Source organism: Buchnera aphidicola (Macrosiphum gaurae) (assembly GCF_005080965.1).
In the GTDB taxonomy this organism is placed as follows: Bacteria; Pseudomonadota; Gammaproteobacteria; order Enterobacterales; family Enterobacteriaceae; genus Buchnera; species Buchnera aphidicola_S.
Map to the genome: position 1 here is coordinate 1 of NZ_CP034867.1, position 23017 is coordinate 23017.

The window sequence follows — 23017 nt, forward strand, 5'->3', positions numbered from 1 at the left end:
TTTTGTCTTTGCTAATAATAATAATAATTAATACTCTTTTTTTTATCTTTTGAATTTAAATCTTAAAGAAAAGAAAAAAGATCTTTCTTTTAAGATCTTATTTTTAAGATTAACATGTGTTATCTTAAATAAAATATGAATACTGTTTAAATATCTTTAAACTTAAAAAGGTTTTTTATATGTTGAATTTAAAAAATTTTGATGTGATTGTTATTGGGGCAGGACATGCCGGTACTGAGGCTGCGATGGCTGCAGCGAGAATGGGTTGTAAAACATTATTGTTAACTCAAAAAATTACGGATTTAGGTGTATTATCATGTAATCCAGCCATTGGTGGAATAGGAAAAAGTCATTTAGTAAAAGAAATAGATGCATTAGGTGGGGTAATGGCTGAAGCTATTGATTATTCAGGTATTCAATTTAGAATTTTAAATTCTAGTAAAGGTCCTGCTGTAAGATCAACTAGGGCTCAAGCCGATAGATTCTTGTATCATCAAACTGTAAAAAGAATATTAAAAAAACAAAATAATTTATTGATTTTGGAAGAAGAAGTTAAAGATTTAATTTTCAAAAATTATACTGTTGTTGGTGTATTAACACAAAATGAAATTAATTTTTATTCAAGATCAGTCGTATTGGCAACAGGTACTTTTTTAGGTGGTAAAATACATATAGGATTAAATAGTTATTCTGCTGGTAGAATGGGGGAAAAATCTTCTATAGATTTATCTATTCGTTTGAGAGAATTATCTTTACAAGTCAATCGATTAAAGACTGGAACACCACCTCGAATAGATCTTAATAGTATTAATTTTGATGATTTATTTATTCAACACGGTGATGTTCCTGTTCCAGTTTTTTCATTTATGGGAGATCCTTCACATCATCCTAAACAGATACCATGTTATCTTACCCATACTAATGAAAAGACACATGACATAATACGTAAAAATTTAGATAAGAGTCCAATATATAAAGGTTTTTTGAAGGGTTTAGGACCTCGTTATTGCCCTTCTATTGAAGATAAAGTTGTACGTTTTCCTGATAGAAAATCACATCAAATATTTTTAGAACCTGAAGGATTATCTAGTATTAAAATATATCCTAATGGTATTTCAACTAGTCTTCCATTAGAAATTCAAAAAAAAATAGTGAATTCTATAAAAGGTTTGGAAAGATCTGAAATTATAAGTCCGGGATATGCTATTGAATATGATTTTTTTGATCCAAAAGATTTGAATTTAACTTTGGAAAGCAAATTAATTAAAGGATTATTTTTTGCCGGTCAAATTAATGGTACTACTGGTTATGAAGAAGCGGCTTCACAAGGATTATTAGCAGGTTTAAATGCAGCATTAAATTCTATGAATTCTCAAGGTTGGTTCCCTAGACGTGATCAAGCTTATTTAGGCGTTTTGATAGATGATCTTACAACTCAAGGAACGAAAGAACCATATCGAATGTTTACCTCACGTGCGGAATATCGCTTAACGTTAAGAGAAGATAATGCAGATTTACGTTTAACTGAAATTGGTCATAAATTTGGTTTAATAAACGATTTGAGATGGATACGTTATAATGAAAAATTATTAAATATTAAAACAGAAATGAATCGTTTAAAAAAGATGAAAATATGTCCTTTATCTTCTGATGCTGATACTTTAAATCAAGTATGTAATATTAATTTAATTAAAGAAACAAGTATAGTTGAATTGTTAAAACGACCGGAAGTTACATATAGTAATTTACAGAATTTAAAAATATTTGAAAGAGGTATTTCTGATTTAGAAGCTGTAGAACAGATAGAAAATGAAATTAAATATGCTGGTTATATTAAGCGACAATCAGAGGAAATTGAACGACATTTAAAAAATGAAAATACTTTCTTGCCACCTACTTGTGATTATAATAAAATAAAGGGTTTATCTTCTGAGGTGGTTAAAAAATTAAATGATTATAAACCTATTTCTATTGGTCAAGCATCAAGAATTTCAGGTATTACACCAGCTGCTATATCGATTTTATTAATTTATTTAAAAAAAGAATCTTATAAAAAAATTTTATAGTATATAATTATTTGATGTGTATTTTTTAATCAATTTTATTGTAAGTTTTAAAAATTAAAATTTGATTTTAAGTAATTTAAAATACATAATAATTTTTCAAATCTATTCAAATCCTGAAATAGTAATCATTTGCTGAATTTATTTTTGTTATTGTATAATTTTTTTTAAAATTATAAAAAGATGAGAGAACACTATGATTTTAGAAAAGATATCTGATCCTCAAAAATATATTAGTCATCATTTAAATCATTTACAGATAGATTTGCGTTATTTTCAAATTGTTAAACCAGGTGCTTCTTCTTCTCATTATTGGACTTTAAATATTGATTCAATGATTTTTTCTCTTGTTCTTGGTAGTTTTTTTTTAAGTATTTTTTATATAGTAGGAAAAAAAATCACTAAAGGTGTACCAAATAAATTACAAACTGCAATTGAATTAATTTTTGAATTTGTAAATTCAAATGTAAAAAGCATGTATCAAGGTAAAAATTCTCTTATTGCACCTTTATCATTAACAGTATTTGTTTGGGTTCTTTTAATGAATTTAATGGATTTAGTACCAATTGATTTTATTCCATTTATTTCTGCAAAAGCGTTTGATTTACCAGCTATTCGAATTGTACCTTCTGCTGATATTAATATTACATTGTCAATGTCACTTGGGGTTTTTATTTTAATTTTATTTTATACTATTAAAATAAAAGGATGTATGGGTTTTTTAAAAGAACTTACTTTGCAACCTTTTAACCATCCTGTATTTTTTATTTTTAATTTTATATTAGAATTTGTATCATTGCTTTCTAAACCGATTTCTTTAGGATTACGATTGTTTGGAAACATGTACGCAGGTGAAATGATTTTTATTTTAATTGCAGGTTTACTTCCATGGTGGTCGCAATGTTTTTTAAATGTACCATGGGCTATTTTTCATATTTTAATAATTTCACTGCAGGCTTTTATTTTCATGGTATTAACTATTGTATATTTATCAATGGCTTCTCAATCTCATCGAGATTAAGATCTATCGTGATTTTATTAAAAACCGGAGTTTCTAATGGAAAATTTAAATGTTGACATGCTTTATATAGCAGTAGCTATAATGGTTGGATTAGCATCAATTGGAGCAGCAATCGGCATTGGAATTTTAGGTAGTAAATTTTTAGAAGGAGCTGCTAGACAACCTGATTTAGTTCCATTATTAAGAACACAGTTTTTTGTTGTTATGGGATTAGTTGATGCTATTCCCATGATCGCTGTAGGGTTAGGTTTATATATGCTTTTTGCTGTTTCATAATTTTTTATTGTGATTTTCTTTTTAAAAAATATATTATATTAGATTACTATAATAAAATCTTTACGTTTTTTAGATGACGTAAAGATTAATTTTTATTTTGATATAAAAGGTGCATTATTGTGAATCTTAATGCGACAATTCTTGGACAAGCTATTTCATTTGTTTTATTTGTCTGGTTTTGTATGAAATATATTTGGCCTCCTATTATTTTAACTATCGAAACTAGACAAAAAGAAATTGAAGAATCATTGATTAATTCAAAAAAAGCTCAGGATGAATTATGTGTTCTTGAAAAAAAAATACAGCAAGATATTATTGAGGCTAAACAAAAAGCATCAAATATTTTGAATGAAGCAAATAAACAAAAAACGTTAATTTTAGAGGAAGCAAGAAAAAAAGCTTTAGAAGAAACTAAAAAGATTCTTTTAAATGCTCAGTCAGAAATCGAAATTTCTACTATGCATGCACGTAAAAATTTACATAAAGAAGTAGTAGATTTATCTCTTGCCATAGCAGAAAAAATTATTAAAAAAAATATTTCCAAAGATGATAATCAAAATTTATTAGATCAATTAATTGTTTCTTTATCACAGGTGAAAAATTAATGTCAGCAATAGATACTGTTTCTAGACCTTACGCTCAAGCAATTTTTGAAACTGCTATAGAAAATAATAAAATTGAAGAATGGAAAAATATTTTGATTTTTATTAAAATGATTGCTTCTTATAAAAAAGTTAGAAATTTTTTATCAGGTTCGCTTTCACCTCAATATTTGTCATTAATATTTATTACAATTAGTAGCGATGTGATTAATAAAAATGCAAGAAATTTAATAAAATTATTAGCTGAAAATCAACGTCTTAAAATATTAAATAATATACTCGAACAATTTCTAAAATTAGAAGCGTGTTATAAAAAAGTTATAATTATTGAGTTAAGATCAGCATTTTTTTTAAAAGAAAAACAGATTATTAAAATAAAAAAAATATTAGAACAGTTCTTTTTAAGAAAAGCTAAATTAATATGTAAAGTGGAACCTGATATACTTGATGGTATGATTATCAAAGTAGATGATACTGTTTTTGATTTATCTGGTCAAAACCATCTTAAACAATTATCTGATGCTTTGAATTTTTAAGAGAAAAATAATAAATGAGATTAAATTCCACAGAAATTAGTAAGTTAATTAAAGAAAGAATAGCTCAATTTGAAGTTTTTAATCAATCTTATACTGAAGGTTCTATTATTTCTGTAAGTGATGGTATTTTAAGAATAAATGGTCTTTCTGATGTCATGTTAGGAGAAATGATTTTATTGCCTAACAATGAATATGCGATTGCTTTAAATATAGAAAGAGATACAATCGGTGCTGTCGTCATGGGACCTTATACTCATATTACTGAAGGAACTAAAGTACAGTGCACAGGGAAAATACTAGAAGTCCCAGTCGGTTATAATTTCTTAGGTCGAGTAGTAAATGCATTAGGCATTCCTATTGATGGGAAAAATGCTATAAAAAATGATTGTTATTTTCCAGTAGAAGCAGATGCACCAGGCGTAATTGATCGACAGTCGATTAATGAGCCAATACAAACAGGTTATAAAGTTATTGACGCAATGATTCCTATTGGTCGTGGACAACGTGAGCTGATTATTGGTGATAGACAAACAGGAAAAACAGCACTTGCAATAGATACAATCATTAATCAGAAAAAGTCAGGTATTAAATGTGTTTATGTTGCTATTGGACAAAAACTTTCTACTATTATTAATGTAGTGAAAAAATTAGAAGAAAATGATTCTTTATTTAATACAATTATAGTAGTAGCTTCTGCTGCAGAAGCAGCATCCTTACAATATTTAGCTCCATATTCTGGTTGTGCAATGGCAGAATTTTTTCGAAATCGAGGGGAAGATGCTTTAATTGTTTATGACGATCTTTCAAAACATGCAATAGCTTATCGTCAAATTTCTTTATTATTGCGTAGGCCACCTGGTAGAGAAGCATTTCCAGGAGATATATTTTATCTTCATTCTCGTTTATTAGAAAGAGCATCTCGGATTTCTGTAGAATATGTTCAAAAGATAACTAAAAATAAAATTGTTGGAAAAACAGGTTCAATTACAGCTTTACCTATTATTGAAACACAATCTGGAGACGTTTCTGCTTTTGTTCCTACTAATGTAATTTCTATTACTGATGGTCAAATTTTTTTAGAATCAAATTTGTTTAATTCAGGTATTCGTCCAGCTGTAAATCCTGGTATATCAGTTTCTCGGGTAGGAAGTTCTGCACAAAGTATCATAATTAAAAAATTATCTTCTGGGATTCGTACAGCATTAGCACAATATCAAGAACTTGCAGCATTTTCACAATTTGCATCTGATTTAGATGATGCGACTAGAAAACAATTAGATTATGGTCAGAAGATTACGGAATTATTAAAACAAAAACAGTATTCACCTATTTCTATAGCTGAACAAGGTTTGATACTATTTGTTGCAGAAAATAATTTTCTTGATGATATTTCTATAGACCAAATAATTAGATTTGAAAGAGAAATATTGATATATGCTAGAAACCATTATTCTGATTTAATAAAAAGAATTAATAAAACAGGCGATTTTAACATTTCTATAGAAAAAGAATTTATAAAATTAATTACTAATTTTAAAAAAGACAAATTTTAAAAAAATATAATTAATAAGTTAAAAAGAGAAAATAGTGACTAGTACAAAAGAAATAAGAAATCAAATTATTAGTGTTATTAATACGAAAAAAATTACTAAAGCGATGGAAATGGTTGCAGTTTCTAAAATGAGGAAAACTGAAGAAAGAATGAAATTTGGTCGACCATATTCTGATATTATTAAAAGAGTTATTGATCATGTTACACAAGGGAGTTTAGAATATAAACATTGTTATTTAGAAAAAAGAAAAATTAAACGTATCGGCATAATTGTAATATCTACTGATAGGGGATTGTGCGGAAGTTTGAATACTAATCTTTTTAAACAAGTACTATTTAAAATTCAAGAATTTACTAAAATAAATATTCCATGTGATTTAATATTATTTGGTTTAAAAAGTTTGTCTGTATTTAAACTATTTAAAAGCAATATTCTTGCAAAAGTGGCTAATTTAGGAGAAAATCCTCAATTAGAAGAATTAATTAATTCTGTTGAAATTATATTAAAAGCATATGAACATAAACGTATTGATAAAATTTTTATTGCTTATAATAAATTTCAGAATAAAATGTTACAGCATCCTAGAGTTACGCAGTTATTGCCATTTTCTCAAAAAAATATTGATCATATAAGAAGTAATAGTTGGGATTATTTATACGAACCGGAGTCAAAATTAATTTTAGATGTATTATTTAAGCGATATGTGGAATCTCAAGTATATCAAAGTATTTTAGAAAATATAGCAAGTGAACAAGCTGCTCGTATGATTGCCATGAAAACAGCTTCAGATAATAGTGGTAATCGTATTCAAGAATTACAGTTAGTCTACAATAAAGTTCGTCAGGCTAATATTACTCAAGAATTAACTGAAATTGTTTCGGGTGCATCAGCAGTTTCAATGGATTAAAATTAGTAGAGGTTTTAAAATAATGGCTACTGGAAAAATTATCCAAATTATTGGTGCTGTAGTCGATGTAGAATTTAATCAAGATTCAGTGCCGAAAATATATAACGCCTTAGAAGTTAAAAATAAGCAATATAAACTAATTTTAGAAGTACAACAACAATTAGGTGCAGGTGTTGTGCGCACTATTGCTATGGGTTCTTCTAATGGTTTAAAAAGAGGTTTAGTTGTTACTGATCTTGGACACTACATAAAAGTTCCTGTAGGAGAAGCAACACTAGGACGTATAATCAACGTATTAGGTGAAACAATAGATAATAAAGGAGTATTAAAAAATAAAGATGTTTCTAAAATTGAATATTGGGAAATTCATCGTTCACCTCCAATTTATAAAGAACAAGCTAGTTCTAGAGAAATATTAGAAACTGGAATAAAAGTTATTGATTTGATTTGCCCTTTTTCAAAAGGTGGAAAAGTTGGTTTATTTGGAGGGGCAGGTGTAGGAAAAACAGTTAATATGATGGAACTAATTCGGAATATTGCTGTAGAACATTCTGGTTATTCAGTTTTTACAGGAGTGGGTGAAAGAACTCGAGAAGGAAATGATTTTTATCATGAAATGAATGATTCTAAAGTTTTAGATAAAGTTTCTCTTGTGTATGGACAAATGAATGAACCACCAGGGAATAGATTACGAGTTGCTTTTACAGGTCTTACTATTGCAGAAAAATTTCGTGATGAAGGAAAAGATGTCTTATTATTTATTGATAATATATATCGTTATACATTAGCAGGTACAGAAGTTTCTGCCTTACTTGGTCGTATGCCATCTGCAGTAGGTTATCAACCCACTTTAGCGGAAGAAATGGGTCTTCTTCAAGAAAGAATTACATCTACAAAAAAAGGTTCAATCACTTCTGTTCAAGCTGTATATGTTCCTGCTGATGATTTAACAGATCCTTCGCCAGCAACAACATTTGCACATTTAGATTCTACAGTTACATTGAGTCGTCAAATAGCATCATTGGGAATTTATCCTGCTATTGATCCATTGAATTCAACAAGTCGTCAACTAGATCCTTATATTGTAGGAGACGAACATTATGAAACCGCATTAGGCGTACAGTCAATATTGCAAAGGTATCAAGAATTAAAAGATATTATTGCGATTTTAGGTATGGATGAGCTTGCAGAAAAAGATAAATTATTAGTATCACGAGCACGAAAAATACAGAAATTTTTATCTCAGCCGTTTTTTGTTGCAGAAGTCTTTACTGGTTCTCCAGGTAAATATGTTTCACTGAAAGATAATATTCGTGCTTTTAAGGGGATTATAGAAGGTGAATTTGATTCTTTACCAGAACAAGCATTTTATATGGTAGGTTCTATTGAGGAAGTGGTAGAAAAAGCAAAAAAAATGTAATTTTTAAAATAAAAATAGGATGTTTTATGGATTTTTATTTAGATATAGTGAGCGTAAAAAAACGTATATTTTCTGGTATTGTAAAAAAAATACGAGTTTCTGGAAGTGAGGGAGAACTCGGAATTTATCCAGGACACACTCAATTATTAAGTATAATTAAACCTGGAATAGTATATATTTCTCATAAATTAGATAAAAAAGAAGAATGTCTTTATATATCAGGAGGTATATTAGAAGTTCAACCTTCTATTGTATCTATTTTAGCAGATGTTGTTATTCATGGTGTTGATTTAGACCGCAACCGTATTTTAAAAACAAAGAAAAATGCTGAAAAGTATATTAAAAACAAAGATATAAAAATTAATAGAGATGATACTTTATTGCAAATTTCTAAAGAAATTGCAAAATTAAGAGTACTGGAAATGATGGATAAATTGAAATGAAAAACAATCTTTCGCGGCTGGTGTTTTCCTGCCGCAAATATTTTGAAAAATTTATTTTTTAAATATTTAAAATATTTTTAAACATCAATATTTCCTGCTTTTAAAGCGTTTTTTTCTATAAATTTTCTTCTAGGTTCTACTGAATCTCCCATAAGAGTGTTAAATAAATTATTAGCAGAAACTGCATCCTTAAAAGTTACCTGAAGCATATTTCTAGTTTCAGGATTCATTGTTGTATTCCATAATTGTTCTGGATTCATTTCTCCTAATCCTTTATATCTTTGTATAAATACACCGCGTTTAGATTGTTTGATTAACCACTCCAAGGTATTTTTTATATTATCTATTTTATAGCAATGTCCCGATTTTTCTACTAAAACTTCATTGGAAAAATATTTTTTAAATTTCTCGCCTAAATTAGTAATTAATAAATATTCTTTGCTCTTTAAAAATGCTTCTTTAAATTCATATTTTTTACGGTATGCATATCTAGATATTTTTATAGTAGGTTCAAATATATTTTGATCATGATTTTTTTTAATTTCTGTTGAATAATAATTATTACTTTTATCATTTTTATTCAAATTTTCTGCTAGTTTTCTTATCCATTCTTCTACTATTTTGATGTCTTTTAAATTAGATAAATGAGTATGATAAATGAGTTCGTTAAAAACTAATTTTGGAAAATAATGTTTACTTTTTTCCATAAAAATTTGCATAAAATGATATTCGGATATGATTTTTTTAAATTTTTTTAGATTTTCATTAATATCAGAATTGTTTTTACTTTTTAAGACAAGATCTTTTAAAGCATTTTTAATTTGATATTTGTTCATCTCAGTGTCGTTTTTGATGTATTTTTCTTTTTTTCCTTTTTTTAATTTATATAATGGAGGTTGTGCAATGTAAATATATCCTTTTTCAATCAATTCAGGTAATTGACGATAAAAAAAAGTTAAGAGAAGTGTACGGATATGTGCACCATCTACATCAGCATCAGTCATTATAATAATATAGTGATACCTTAATTTATCTATATTGTATTCATTTTTACCAATTCCGCATCCTAATGCAGTGATAAGAGAAGCGACTTCTTGAGAAAGAATCATTTTATCGAATTTTGCTTTTTCAACATTTAATATTTTCCCTTTAAGAGGAAGAATAGCTTGATTTTTTCTATTTCTTCCTTGTTTAGCGGATCCACCTGCTGAATCGCCTTCTACTAAATAAATTTCAGAAAATTTAGGATCGTTTTCTTGACAGTCAGATAATTTGCCAGGTAAAGCACCTAGATCTAATATGTTTTTTCTTTTATTGATTTCTCTAGCTCGTCGTGCTGCATCTCTAATTTTAGCAGTATTAATAATTTTTTGAATAATAGATTTTGAATCAGAAGGATTTTCTAAAAGATATTCAATCAGATTTTCATTGATTAATGATTCTATAATTGATCTTGCTTCAGAAGAGACTAACTTATCTTTAGTTTGAGATGAAAATTTCGGATCAGGTATTTTGATCGATATAATAGCTGTTAATCCTTCGCGTACATCTTCACCTATTATAGTAGTTTTATTTTTTTTATTATATCCTTCTCTTTCTATATGAAGATTTAATGTTCGTGTCATACCAGAACGAAAACCAGCTAAATGCGTTCCACCATCTTTTTGGGGTATGTTGTTTGTAAAACACAATATATTTTCTTGATGAGAATTGCTCCATTGCATAGCAATTTCCAGCTCTATTTGATCTTTTGTAGCTTGAAAATAGAATATGTGTGAGTGAATAGGTATTTTTTTTTTATTTAAGAATTTAATAAATGCTTTAATACCTCCTTTATAGTGGTAGCAATTTTTAATATTAGTTCTTTTATCTTCTAAATAAATAGCAATATTTGAATTAAGAAAAGATAGCTCGCGTAAACGTTTAGATAGAATTTCATATTGAAATTTAATATTATTAGTAAAGGTTTTATAACTTGGCCAGAATCTTATATATGTGCCTGTTATATCAGTTACTCCAATAACAGAAAGAGGATTTTCTGGTTTGCCATTTCTATATATTTGTTGATATTTTTTTTTATTTTTATAAATTATCAATTCTAATTTTTCTGACAAAGCGTTAACAACCGATATTCCTACACCATGTAATCCTCCTGATATTTGATATGAGGAATTATCAAATTTTCCACCTGAATGTAAGACTGTCATGATTACTTCTGCAGCTGAAATATTTTCTTCAGGATGAATATCTGTAGGTATACCTCTACCATTATCTTTTACAGAAACTGAATTATCTGAATGAATAGTTACTATTATTTCTTTGCAATAACCTGATAACGCTTCATCTATAGAATTGTCGACTATTTCAAAAACCATATGATGTAATCCGCTACCATCATCTGTGTCTCCAATATACATGCCTGGTCTTTTACGAACAGCATCTAATCCTCTTAAAATTTTAATATTAGAGGAGTTATATGTATTCTTCATAATTTTTCCTATAATCTTTTTGATCAAAATAATAATCAATTATTAATTTTATATTAATAAAAAAAAGAAATGATATTGATATTATTCTGAATCATTTTTTTATATTTGATATGTAATATATACAATACTTAACGTTTTAATAACATTACAACATATAATGTTGAATCATCATCTTCTGCTTCTATTTGTATTGAATTATTGGAATTATTTAAAAATAAAATAATATTTTCACTAGTAATAGAATTCAATATTTCTAGTATATAATAAACATTAATTGATATTTCTATTTCTTTTCCAGTATAGTTTATATTGAACGTATCTTCTGCTATTTCTTCTTCTTGATTGTCAGATAATACTTTAAATTGACCATTTCTGATATGAATTTCTACTCCACAAAATTTTTCATGTGATAAAATAGCAGCACGTAATAATGATTGTTTCAATAATTTAGAATTAAAGGTAATACAATTATTTTTTTTTTGAAGCAAAACACTCTTATAATCAGGATATTGTCCTTCAATTAATTGTGCAGTAAAAATAAGATCTTCTATATATATTCTAATGTTATTTTTTCCAACTAAAATGCGTATTAGTTGTGTTTGAATGTTTAATAATCTATATAATTCAATAATTCCCTTTCTTGGAATAACTATTGAAAAAGGAACTGTATTTTCTTCTAGAAGAGTTTTTGAAATTCCGAGACGATAACCATCTGTAGCGACTGTATAAAGTGATTTATCTATTATTTCTAATAACATGCCATTAAGATAATATCGTACATCTTGTTTACCCATAGAAAATTGAGTTTTTTCTATCATTTTTTTTAAAACGTTTGAAGATATAAAAAACTCTGTAACATGATGAAAGTCATGAGTATTTGGAAAGTTATCAGAAGGCAAAGTAGTTAATATATAATTACTATTATCAGAAATAATATGCATTTTGTTTTTATGTAGTTGCATTTGTATGTTTGATAAATCTAATGAATTTCGACAAATATCTAAAAGTTTTCGGCCTGAAATTGTTGTCGTACCTGCTATGTAGTCTGTAGATAATTTAATAATAGTAATTAATTCTATTTCTAAATTGGTAGCTGTTAATGATAAAATTCCATTCTTTACACTAATTAATATATTTTCTAAAATAGGAAAAGAATTATTTTTTATGAGTAAACGATTTATTTTTTGTAAATGTTTAATTAAAATATTTTTTTTTATAATAAATTTCATATATGATTACACTGATAGAGTTCTGATTAAATTAAAAAAATCTTTTTTAATATCGTTACTTTCTTCTCGCAATTGTTCGATTTTACGACATGCATGTAGTACTGTTGTATGATCTCTACCGCTAAAAGCATCTCCAATTTCAGGTAAACTATGATTAGTTAATTTTTTTATCATTGCCATTGCCATTTGTCTTGGACGAGCTATTGAACGTGAACGTTTTTTCGATAATAGATCAGTAACTTTAATTTTATAATATTCTGCAACTGTTTTTTGAATATTATCAATAGTAATCAGTTTTTTTTGTAGAGCTAGTATATCTCGAAGTGCCTCACGAACAAAATCTACAGTAATAGCACGATGAGTAAAACGAGAGTTAACAATAACTCGATTAAGAGCACCTTCTAATTCTCGTACATTAGAACGTAAATTTTTAGCAATAAAGAAAGCTACTTCATTAGATAATGAAACATTATTTTCATCAGCTTTTTTTATAAGAATAGCGACTCTTGTTTCTATTTCTGGAGGATCTATAGCAACAGTAAGACCCCAACTAAATCTTGATTTAAGACGATCTTCAACTCCATTAATTTCTTTAGGATAACGGTCAGAAGTTAAGATGATTTGTTGATTACCTTCTAATAAAGCATTAAATGTATGAAAGAATTCTTCTTGTGAACGTTCTTTATGCGCAAAAAATTGAATATCATCCATTAATAATGCATCAACAGAACGATAATATAATTTGAATTTTTCAATAGCATTGTTTTTTAATGCTTTTACCATGTCTTGCACAAAACGTTCGGAATTCATAAAAATGATTTTAATATCATATTTATATGCTAAAATTTCATTTCCTATAGCATGTAGCAAATGAGTTTTTCCTAATCCTGTCGCACCATATAAGAATAATGGGTTGTAAGAATTTCCAGGGTTTTTTGCTGCTTGAAATGCTACAGATCGTGCTAGTTGATTAGATTTTCCTTCTATAAAATTTTCAAAATTATGTTTTTTATTAATATTAGAACGATAAGGAAAATTTTTACATGCTGGAATCTTAGACCAGATTAGTTTTTTATTAAAAGAATTTTTCGAAATATTTTTTTTTAGTTTTTTTTCTTTATAAATTTGATATATTTCAAATTTTATTAATGGAGAATTAGAACCGCAAACATCTTGCAGTATTTTTTTAAAGTGAATTAAGTATTTATCTTTTACCCAATCTAAAACAAATTTATTTGGGGCGTATATTTCTAAAATGTTATTGTTTAGTTTGGCCTTCAGAGAGCGTATCCACATACTAAACTCTGTAGTTGATAGCTCATTCTGTAACCGGTCAAGACACTGTTTCCAAAGACAAAGTGACACGGTAGACTCCAAGCGGACACAATTAATAAAAATAAAATTTGAAAGTTATTGTTTTTTTATATTTTTACTGTGATATATATCGTTTTAATTTTATATAAATTTTTATATAAAATTATATTTTTTTACATTAAAAGCTATACAATCTAAGATTGGTGAGTATAACGAAAAGGATATAATATATTTTTGAGATATTTTTTTATCTAACGAAGTGATTTTTAGATCTACTATTATATTTATAAAATAAAATATAGTTATCATAACAGAATACAAAATTAAAAATATTTTTTTAGATAGGTCAATGTTGAACGTATTTTAATGAGTAAATATTATTATTAATTATTTTCTATAATCAATGATTTTAATAAAGTTCATTGACTATATCATTGAGAATAATTACTCTTAGTAAGAGTTAATCTTATAAATTATATTTAATATAAAATAGCCAGGTAAATATTAAAATGAAACGAACTTTTCAACCATCAGTATTAAAACGTAATCGTTCACATGGATTTAGAATTCGTATGGCAACAAAAAATGGTCGTTATATTTTATCACGAAGACGTGCTAAATTAAGAACTCGTTTAACTGTTTCTAGTAAATAGCAGGTTAATATTGTGTTTAATCATTTCTTTAAAAAAAAACTACGATTATCTCATTCTATAAATTTTCAAGATGTTTTTAGAAAACCTTTTAAAAAAAAAATACTTTAGAAATAAGTATCTTAGGACGTTTGAATTTATTGGAACATCCTAGATTGGGTCTTAGCATTCCCCGAAAAAATATTAAATATGCTCATAATCGAAATTTAATTAAACGATTAGTTCGAGAAACTTTCCGTTTAATGCAATACAAATTACTTTGCATGGATTTTGTAGTAATAGCGAAAAAAAATATTCTTTATTTAAATAATAAGAACATAATAGATATGCTGAACAGTTTGTGGGCGAATTATTACAGATAATTTAATTTTTATTCAATAGAAATTATTTAGATATAAATATAGTATAAAATTTTTTATTCTGTATATTTTAAGTTTATTATTTAGTTTCAATATCATTTTAATGATTCTATGTTAATTAAAATAATATCCTTTAGACATAGGTGAATAAAATCATTCACCTTTAAATATTAAAGATAAAAGTGAATATTAATTATGGAAGTACAACGTAATTTTTTTATTTTTGCTTTTTTATTTGTTTCTTTTTTACTTTGGCAAGCATGGCAAAGTCAATCATTTTTAAATAATAAAACAAATGAAAAAACAGTTCCTATGTTTCATTTTATTGATACAAAAAAAAATGAAAAGCAAATTTTTATTAAAAATAATGTAATTAGTTTAGTTGTTAATATGTATGGTGGAGACATAGAAGAAGCATCTTTACTTGCATATAAAGATAAATTACATTCATCTAAACCTTTTAAATTACTTGAAACTACATCTGATTTTATTTATCAGGCACAAAGTGGACTCATTGGAAAAGATGGTCCTGATAATTCAGTAAATCATAATAGACCATTATATTTTTCTAATAAAAAATTTTTTTCATTAGAAGATAATACAAAAGAATTACGTGTCCCTATAAAATGGGTAAGCAAAAATGGTGTGATTTATATCAAAACCTTTATTCTTAAACCTGACAGATATGATGTGGAAATAGAATATGATATTTATAATTCAAGTAAAAAAAATTTAAAAGTAAATATGTTTGGACAGATAAAACAAACAATTAATCTACCTAAAAAACGCAATATTTATAGTAGTAATTTTGCTCTTCAAACTTTTCGTGGAGCTGCTTATTCAAGCATGGATAATAAATATGAAAAATATAAATTTGATATGATTTCTAATAATAAAAACTTGCATATTATGACTGAAAATGGATGGATTGCAATGTTGCAACAGTATTTTGCAGTTGCTTGGATTCCTCAAAATTTAGGTCAAAATACAATATATACATCGAGTCTAGATCATGATGTTGCTGCAATTGGATATAAGTCTCCTTCAATTAATATCTCACCTAATACCAGATCTATTATAAAGTCAAAACTATGGATTGGTCCTGAAATACAAAATGAAATGAAATCTGTTGCACCAAATTTAGATTTAACAGTTGATTATGGTTGGCTTTGGTTTTTATCTCAGCCATTGTTTAAATTATTAACTATGTTATATAATATTGTAGGGAATTGGGGTTTTTCTATTATTTTAATTACCTTTATTATGAGGGCTATAACTTATCCTTTAACGAAGGCACAATATATTTCCATGGCAAAAATGCGTGCATTACAACCCAAAATAAAAGAGATAAAAGAAAAATTTTCTAATGATAAACAACGTATTAGTCAAGAAATGATGCTTTTATATAAAAAAGAAAAAATAAATCCCTTGGGTGGATTTTTACCTATTTTTATTCAAATGCCAATTTTTTTATCTCTTTATTATATGCTTATAGGATCTGTTGAATTACGTCATGCTCCTTTTTTATTATGGATTCATGATTTATCGAGTCAGGATCCATATTATGTTTTGCCTATTATAATGGGTTTAACAATGTTTCTTATTCAAAAGACATCGTCTACTAATCACATTTCTGATCCATTTCAAAAAAAGATTATGAGTTTTATGCCTGTAATTTTTACAGTATTTTTTTTATGGTTTCCTTCAGGATTAGTTTTATATTATATAATCAGCAATTTAGTTACTATTATACAACAAAAGTTCATCTTATCTAAATTAGAAAAAAATAGATAAATTTTTTAAATAATCATTTTTTAAACGTGTTTTAATTTTGAATCTATACGAAGAAAATATTTTATGATTTATAATGAAACTATTGTTGCTCAAGTTACATGTCCTGGAAAGAGTGCTGTTGGAATATTAAGAATATCTGGTGTTCAAGCAAAGACAGTTGCTATAGAAATTTTAGGAAAATTGCCCCTAGCAAGATTTGCTACTTATTCAAATTTTTTGGACAAAAAGGGAAAAGTATTAGATAAAGGTATATCTTTGTGGTTTCCTGCTCCTTCTTCATTTACAGGTGAAGATGTATTAGAATTACAAGGACATGGTAGTCCAGTAATAATTGATTTATTAATAAAAAGAATTTTATCTATTAAAAATATCAGAATGGCTAAACCCGGAGAATTTTCCGAGCGTGCTTTTTTAAACGGAAAAATGGATTTAATTCAAGCTGAGTCTATAGATGATTTAATTAATTCGGAAACAGAATTATCTATTCGAGCTTCATTACATTCATTACAAGGAAATTTTTCTTTTTTTATTACAGAACTAATAAATTTAATCATTAAATTGCGTATTAATATAGAATCTAGTATAGATTTTTCAGAAGAAGAAATTAATATTAATATTAAAAATATAATTGATGTAAAATTCAGAAAATTACATGACAAGTTTGCAAAATTAAAACATATAATTTTAGACGGGAGTTTGTTAAGAGAAGGAAAAAAAATAGTAATTGCAGGTCTTCCTAATTCAGGAAAATCAAGTTTATTAAATATTTTATCGCATTCTGATAGAGCCATAGTAACTGATGTACCTGGAACTACACGAGATCTTCTTTATGAGCATATTAGCATCAATGGTGTGGTATTTGAATTAATTGATACGGCTGGTTTAAGAAATACAAAAAATAAAGTGGAAAACATTGGAATTATGCGTGCTTGGGAGGCAATTAGAAAATCTGATCATATTCTTTTTGTTATTGATAAAACATTGAATGAGCGAAAAAGAAAAGAAATATGTGATGAATTCAAAAAAAATATTTTTGATGATAGTATCCCAATAACGTTTATTTTAAATAAAAATGACTTAGTACAAGATGAGTTTGGTATAAAAAATATAGATGGTTTCTCATTTATAAGTATATCAGCACATACAGGTCAAGGTATTAATATATTACGTGAACATATCACAAAAATTGAAAAAAATATAAAAAAAGAAAGTGTTTTTATTGCTCGTCGTCGTCATATTAAACAGTTAGATTTAGCATATAATGAGTTCTTATTCGCTGAAAATAATTGGAAAATTTCTAAAAATATTGAATTGTTAGCAGAATCTTTAAACATTATGAATAGATTTTTAGGTGAAATAACAGGTCGGTTTACTTCTGAAGATTTATTAAAAGATATTTTTTCTAGCTTTTGTATTGGTAAATAAAATGTAATTTATTATAATATGCCCGGAGGCGGAATTGAACCACCGACACGGGGATTTTCAGTCCCCTGCTCTACCGACTGAGCTATCCGGGCTTTTTTTATATTAAATCATCAAATATAAAAGATTGTCAATGTTTTTATCATTAAAAAACTATAATTATTTTTTTATTTATATTAATTAATAATTTATTTTTAAATTTTGAAAAAAAAATTTTAATAAATAAAACAATAAAAAAATAATTTTTACCCTTGAAAGTTTTAATAAAGATCCCTATATTTATAAGAGAACGTATTAAATTTAAAAATAATTTTTAAAATAATTAAGGAAGATTATTCACAGGAGCATTATCATATGAAAATTCGTCCATTGCATGATCGTGTGCTTGTTAAACGTCAAGAAGTTGAACTGAAATCTGCAGGCGGTATTGTACTTACAGGTTCTGCCGCAGGAAAATCGACTCGAGGTACAGTGACTGCTGTAGGAAAAGGTCGTGTTTTAGATAATGGAGAAATTAAGCCATTAGATGTTAAAGTTGGTGATACTGTTATTTTTAATGAAGGTTATGGTGCAAAAACTGAAAAAATTGATAATGAAGAATTATTAATTTTGACTGAAAGTGACATTTTAGCAATTGTTGAGTAGTAAACTATATGCTATATCCATTGAAAAATTTATTTAAGGGAATGTCAAATGGCCGCTAAAGATGTGAAGTTCGGAAATGAAGCCCGAATAAAAATGCTTCGTGGAGTTAATGTTTTAGCAGATGCAGTTAAAGTAACTTTAGGGCCAAAAGGTAGGAATGTTGTTCTAGATAAATCTTTTGGAGCACCTAGTATTACTAAAGATGGTGTATCAGTGGCTCGTGAAATTGAATTAGAAGATAAATTCGAAAACATGGGAGCTCAAATGGTAAAAGAAGTTGCATCAAAAGCAAATGATGCAGCAGGTGACGGTACTACAACAGCAACATTATTAGCACAATCTATAGTAAACGAAGGTTTAAAAGCAGTAGCAGCTGGAATGAATCCAATGGATCTTAAACGTGGAATTGATAAAGCTGTTATTAGTGCTGTAGAAGAGTTAAAAAATTTATCTGTACCATGTTCTGATTCTAAAGCAATTACGCAAGTTGGAACTATATCTGCAAATGCAGATGAAAAAGTTGGTTCTTTAATTGCAGAAGCAATGGAAAAAGTTGGTAATGATGGAGTAATTACAGTAGAAGAGGGTACTGGTCTTCAGGATGAACTCGAAGTCGTTAAAGGTATGCAATTTGATCGAGGTTATTTATCTCCATATTTTATTAATAAACCAGAAACAGGCATTGTTGAATTAGAAAATCCATATATTTTAATGGCTGATAAAAAAATATCTAATGTTCGTGAAATGTTACCAATATTAGAATCTGTTGCAAAATCAGGAAAACCATTATTAATTATTTCAGAAGATCTAGAAGGTGAAGCTTTAGCTACATTAGTAGTGAATTCTATGAGAGGAATTGTAAAAGTAGCTGCAGTAAAAGCTCCTGGATTTGGCGATCGTCGGAAAGCAATGTTACAGGATATTTCAATTCTTACTGGCGGTTCTGTTATTTCTGAAGAATTAGCGATGGAAATAGAAAAATCTACTTTAGAAGATTTAGGACAAGCAAAACGCGTTGTTATTAGTAAAGATACTACAACCATAATTGGTGGTGTAGGAGAAAAACATTCTATTCAAAGTCGTATTAGTCAAATTCGTCAAGAAGTTCAAGAAGCTACTTCTGATTATGATAAAGAAAAACTAAATGAGCGTTTAGCTAAGTTATCAGGAGGAGTTGCAGTACTTAAAGTAGGTGCAGCTACAGAAGTAGAAATGAAAGAAAAGAAAGCTCGTGTTGAAGACGCTTTACATGCTACTCGCGCAGCTGTAGAAGAAGGCGTAGTTGCGGGTGGTGGTGTTGCATTAGTACGCGTAGCAGGAAAAATATCTAATTTACGTGGTCAAAATGAAGATCAAAACGTAGGTATTCGTGTTGCCTTACGTGCAATGGAAGCTCCTTTACGTCAAATTGTTTCTAATTCTGGTGAAGAACCTTCTGTAGTCACTAACAATGTTAAAGATGGAAAAGGTAACTATGGTTACAACGCTGCTACGGATGAATATGGTGACATGATAGATTTTGGTATATTAGACCCTACTAAAGTTACACGTTCTGCTTTACAATATGCTGCTTCTGTTGCTGGTTTAATGATAACAACAGAATGTATGGTAACCGATTTACCAAAAGAAGATAAATCTTCTGACGCCAATTCTTCTCCTGCAGGAGGAATGGGCGGTATGGGCGGCATGATGTAATAAAAAAATTTATTTTGTTAAATAAAACAGTTTAAATCAATTTAAAAGCATCTTTCCTCAGAATAATCATTCTGAGGAAAGCTTTTTACTTTTATTAAATACAAAAATTTTTAATTGAATAATTAAAAGTTATTTTAATTTGATATTTGTATTTAATTTATAACACAAATTTATATTTTTTAAAATATAGTTAATTAATATCTGAATGACCATTTATTTTTTCTCATTATACATTTCATTGTGATTCAAAATTTTAGTATTAGTTTTTGTTATAATTTATAATATTGTTTATTGTATAATTTTAATTTAAAAGAATGTCTTATATAATTTTTGATTTTATGTATATATTCCACTATATTTATTTCATTTATTTTATTCTTATATAAAAAAAAATTTTAAACATTACATTTATCATTCATAATATATTTTTTTTACAATTAATAATATTCATGTTACTTTTATTTATATATTTTTTTATATAAAATTCTTTTTTGTAAAAATTTTTAATTAATTACTAACTTTTTAAAAATTATTTATAGCCTCGACTTATTCGTTATTTTTATACAAATTTTTCTTATACTTTGAAACTTTCAAACAAAACGTGTTATACATAATAAAAATATTTTATTTAAAATGTAATTTTTTTTTATTAATATAAATTAATAATTTTATATAAAAGCAGTAATTTCTTTATAAAAATAGAGGTTTCATGAGAGTTTATCATACTAATAATTTTCGTTTAGGTTGTAAAATTATTTTTGAGTCTGAACCGTGTTTGATAGAATCTAGTGAATTTGTGAAACCTGGAAAAGGGCAGTCTTTTGTTCGTGTAAAACTACGCAAGCTATTAACAAACCAACTTATAGAAAAGACGTTTAAATCTACTGATTTTTTAGAAGTAGCTGATATTACAGAATATGTATTATCTTATTTATATAATGATGGTTGTTTTTGGTATTTTATAGACAATAATACTTTTGAGGAATTATCAATAGAAGAAAAAATAATCGGGATTCATAAAAAATGGTTATTAGAACAAGACACGTGTACTGTGACTTTATGGAATAATCAACCAATTTCAATCACACCTAACAATTTTGTTAATCTTAAAGTTATAGATGTACAAGTAACTATTAAAGGCGACACCATCAATACGAGTGGTACTAAATTAGCCACATTAAGTACTGGTGCCATTGTAAAAGTACCTTTATTTATTCAAGTCGGTTCATTAATTAAAGTGGATACGAGATCAGGTGAATATGTATCTAGAATAAAATAAGAAGTTTTCTTCTGTGTTGTGTTAATATTCATTCCCATTAACATATTGTCTGTAACTATCCCATTCAAAAGTTAGCCATAAACTGTTTCCTAAACGCATTCTATCTATGACTCTTTCACCTAGTAAGCTTTTCATTCCTTTATGGTCTAAATTAGATAACATGCCCGTAGAACGTTTAGATGACGATCTTCTATCAACTATTTGATTGATGATCACTTTTTCATAACGAGATTCAGTTTGCATGCCAATTTCATCAATCATCAATAAATCAACACTACTGAGATTATGCAATAAATTTTCCTCAGTAATATTACTAGTACCGCTAAATGTTCCTTTCATATTAGACATCAGGTCTGCTACTGTTACAAGTAAAATACTTTTTCCATGTAATATTAGGTAATTGCCTATAGCGGATGCTAAATGATTTTTTCCTGTTCCAGGTTTTCCCGAAAAAATAAAACTAGCGATATTTTCGTTGAATTCTTCTGCGTATCGTTTTGAAGCTTTCAAGACTTTTTTTTGGCCATCATGTTCAATTTTATAATTATCAAATGAGCAGTTCATATATAGTTCTCTAATACCAGATCTACCTAGAACACGTTGCATTTTCATTGCTTTATTTTCGCGTAGTATAGATTCAGAAGATAATCTTCCTTGTTCTTGGTTCCAAGCTAACAACGCTGCATCATTATCAAATTTAGGTGTAATGTTTTTAGGCATAAGACGTTGAAGACGTTTGAAGAATTCAGTATAAAATGTCATTATTTACCTCTAAATCCATTTGGTATAGTTTGATCAGGTGTTGGAATATATGTAATATCTCGTTTTTTTTGTGATGTATAAATAATAGATCTGCTTTTTTGTAAACTTCTAGCTAATTTTTGTTGCCATTGTATATGATGAAAGAAACAACCTTCTGCTTGCCAATAGGAAATAAAAGATGCAAGTTCAGATTCCGATATTTCTTCAGTTAATATAATTCCCCATAATGCTGCTTGACGAATAAAATCTTTGTCAGGAGTCCATTTTGGATGCATCGAAAATTTTTTTATAAATTTTTGTTGTATTGTATTTTGGTTCAATAAGCAATCATTAAGATCAAACATTTTTTTTAATAAATCAGGTGTAATTACATAAAAAATAGGGGAATTATTTTTTAGTACCGCCATAATTCCTTTTTTAGATTTTTCTAAATTTTGTATCGGATTTTTACAAAATAAATCAAGAGATACATTATCAGAAACTAAAACTTTCATAAATATTTTTTCCTATTTTAATTTTTAAGAATTTATATATTGTATATTATTAAATTTTTTAACA

The 23017-nt window shown here is 27.2% G+C and carries 21 protein-coding genes and 1 tRNA gene; 16 read left to right on the forward strand and 6 right to left on the reverse strand.

The annotated features are described in order from the left end of the window. The first annotated feature begins 179 nt into the window (after nt 1–179). The 9 genes from mnmG to D9V72_RS00045 all read left to right on the forward strand — a co-directional run bounded on the left by mnmG (nt 180) and on the right by D9V72_RS00045 (nt 8821). Nucleotides 180–2066, forward strand: a complete 1887-nt coding sequence (mnmG, locus tag D9V72_RS00005) for a tRNA uridine-5-carboxymethylaminomethyl(34) synthesis enzyme MnmG (RefSeq protein ID WP_158354348.1) — start codon at nt 180–182, stop codon at nt 2064–2066. Nucleotides 2067–2259: 193 nt separating this feature from the next. After that, a complete protein-coding gene (gene atpB / locus D9V72_RS00010) occupies nt 2260–3084 on the forward strand; it encodes a F0F1 ATP synthase subunit A (protein WP_158354351.1) in 825 nt (274 codons plus the stop codon). A gap of 36 nt (nt 3085–3120) precedes the next feature. Then, nucleotides 3121–3360 carry a F0F1 ATP synthase subunit C gene (atpE, locus tag D9V72_RS00015; protein ID WP_158354353.1) on the forward strand — a complete coding sequence of 80 codons (240 nt, stop codon included), beginning with the start codon at nt 3121–3123 and terminating at the stop codon, nt 3358–3360. Nucleotides 3361–3479: 119 nt separating this feature from the next. Next, a complete protein-coding gene (locus tag D9V72_RS00020) occupies nt 3480–3965 on the forward strand; it encodes a F0F1 ATP synthase subunit B (protein ID WP_158354355.1) in 486 nt (161 codons plus the stop codon). Then, nucleotides 3965–4498 (forward strand): F0F1 ATP synthase subunit delta, encoded by a 534-nt coding sequence (locus tag D9V72_RS00025; RefSeq protein WP_158354357.1) that lies wholly within the window; start codon nt 3965–3967, stop codon nt 4496–4498. Before D9V72_RS00020 ends, D9V72_RS00025 begins: the two co-directional genes overlap by 1 nt. 14 nt (nt 4499–4512) lie before the next feature. Beyond that, complete coding sequence (atpA, locus tag D9V72_RS00030) at nt 4513–6051, forward strand: F0F1 ATP synthase subunit alpha (protein ID WP_158354360.1); 1539 nt, start codon at nt 4513–4515, stop codon at nt 6049–6051. Nucleotides 6052–6085: 34 nt separating this feature from the next. Next, nucleotides 6086–6958 (forward strand): F0F1 ATP synthase subunit gamma, encoded by an 873-nt coding sequence (gene atpG, locus D9V72_RS00035; protein WP_158354362.1) that lies wholly within the window; start codon nt 6086–6088, stop codon nt 6956–6958. A 22-nt stretch (nt 6959–6980) separates the two neighbouring features. Further along, the gene (atpD, locus tag D9V72_RS00040) at nt 6981–8378 is read left to right on the forward strand and encodes a F0F1 ATP synthase subunit beta (RefSeq protein ID WP_158354364.1); all 1398 of its coding nucleotides are present in this window, start codon (nt 6981–6983) and stop codon (nt 8376–8378) included. 26 nt (nt 8379–8404) lie between these two features. After that, nucleotides 8405–8821: a F0F1 ATP synthase subunit epsilon gene (locus tag D9V72_RS00045; RefSeq protein WP_158354366.1), complete on the forward strand. Its 417-nt coding sequence runs from the start codon at nt 8405–8407 to the stop codon at nt 8819–8821. 77 nt (nt 8822–8898) lie between these two features. Here D9V72_RS00045 and gyrB read toward each other — a convergent pair whose 3' ends face one another. From gyrB to dnaA, 3 genes are all read right to left on the reverse strand, one after another. Beyond that, on the reverse strand, nt 8899–11310 hold the full coding sequence (gene gyrB, locus D9V72_RS00050; RefSeq protein ID WP_158354368.1) for a DNA topoisomerase (ATP-hydrolyzing) subunit B: 2412 nt from the start codon (nt 11308–11310) through the stop codon (nt 8899–8901). A 128-nt stretch (nt 11311–11438) separates the two neighbouring features. Beyond that, the gene (gene dnaN, locus D9V72_RS00055; protein ID WP_158354370.1) at nt 11439–12539 is read right to left on the reverse strand and encodes a DNA polymerase III subunit beta; all 1101 of its coding nucleotides are present in this window, start codon (nt 12537–12539) and stop codon (nt 11439–11441) included. Nucleotides 12540–12545: 6 nt separating this feature from the next. Next, complete coding sequence (gene dnaA, locus D9V72_RS00060; protein WP_158354372.1) at nt 12546–13904, reverse strand: chromosomal replication initiator protein DnaA; 1359 nt, start codon at nt 13902–13904, stop codon at nt 12546–12548. A 458-nt stretch (nt 13905–14362) separates the two neighbouring features. Between dnaA and rpmH the strand changes: the two genes are divergently transcribed. The 4 genes from rpmH to mnmE all read left to right on the forward strand — a co-directional run bounded on the left by rpmH (nt 14363) and on the right by mnmE (nt 18081). Then, the gene (gene rpmH / locus D9V72_RS00065) at nt 14363–14506 is read left to right on the forward strand and encodes a 50S ribosomal protein L34 (protein ID WP_025368677.1); all 144 of its coding nucleotides are present in this window, start codon (nt 14363–14365) and stop codon (nt 14504–14506) included. 152 nt (nt 14507–14658) lie between these two features. After that, the gene (gene rnpA / locus D9V72_RS03210; RefSeq protein WP_410051775.1) at nt 14659–14865 is read left to right on the forward strand and encodes a ribonuclease P protein component; all 207 of its coding nucleotides are present in this window, start codon (nt 14659–14661) and stop codon (nt 14863–14865) included. A 192-nt stretch (nt 14866–15057) separates the two neighbouring features. After that, nucleotides 15058–16656, forward strand: coding sequence for a membrane protein insertase YidC (yidC, locus tag D9V72_RS00075; protein WP_158354374.1), 1599 nt, complete (start codon nt 15058–15060; stop codon nt 16654–16656). A gap of 63 nt (nt 16657–16719) precedes the next feature. Then, on the forward strand, nt 16720–18081 hold the full coding sequence (mnmE, locus tag D9V72_RS00080) for a tRNA uridine-5-carboxymethylaminomethyl(34) synthesis GTPase MnmE (RefSeq protein WP_158354376.1): 1362 nt from the start codon (nt 16720–16722) through the stop codon (nt 18079–18081). 19 nt (nt 18082–18100) lie between these two features. Here the strand turns inward: mnmE and D9V72_RS00085 are convergent. Beyond that, nucleotides 18101–18173 (reverse strand) — tRNA-Phe (locus D9V72_RS00085). A 259-nt stretch (nt 18174–18432) separates the two neighbouring features. Here D9V72_RS00085 and D9V72_RS00090 point away from each other — a divergent pair. The 3 genes from D9V72_RS00090 (at nt 18433) to efp (ending at nt 21697) form a co-directional block, all read left to right on the forward strand. Next, a complete protein-coding gene (locus D9V72_RS00090) occupies nt 18433–18723 on the forward strand; it encodes a co-chaperone GroES (protein ID WP_158340371.1) in 291 nt (96 codons plus the stop codon). A gap of 48 nt (nt 18724–18771) precedes the next feature. Further along, nucleotides 18772–20418, forward strand: a complete 1647-nt coding sequence (gene groL / locus D9V72_RS00095; protein WP_158354378.1) for a chaperonin GroEL — start codon at nt 18772–18774, stop codon at nt 20416–20418. A gap of 709 nt (nt 20419–21127) precedes the next feature. Further along, complete coding sequence (gene efp, locus D9V72_RS00100; protein WP_158354380.1) at nt 21128–21697, forward strand: elongation factor P; 570 nt, start codon at nt 21128–21130, stop codon at nt 21695–21697. Nucleotides 21698–21718: 21 nt separating this feature from the next. Here efp and dnaC read toward each other — a convergent pair whose 3' ends face one another. Together dnaC and dnaT are read right to left on the reverse strand one after the other, a co-directional pair. Then, the gene (gene dnaC, locus D9V72_RS00105; RefSeq protein WP_158354382.1) at nt 21719–22459 is read right to left on the reverse strand and encodes a DNA replication protein DnaC; all 741 of its coding nucleotides are present in this window, start codon (nt 22457–22459) and stop codon (nt 21719–21721) included. Next, complete coding sequence (dnaT, locus tag D9V72_RS00110; protein ID WP_158354384.1) at nt 22459–22953, reverse strand: primosomal protein DnaT; 495 nt, start codon at nt 22951–22953, stop codon at nt 22459–22461. The genes dnaC and dnaT overlap by 1 nt, the downstream gene beginning before the upstream one ends. Between the last annotated feature and the right edge of the window lie 64 nt (nt 22954–23017).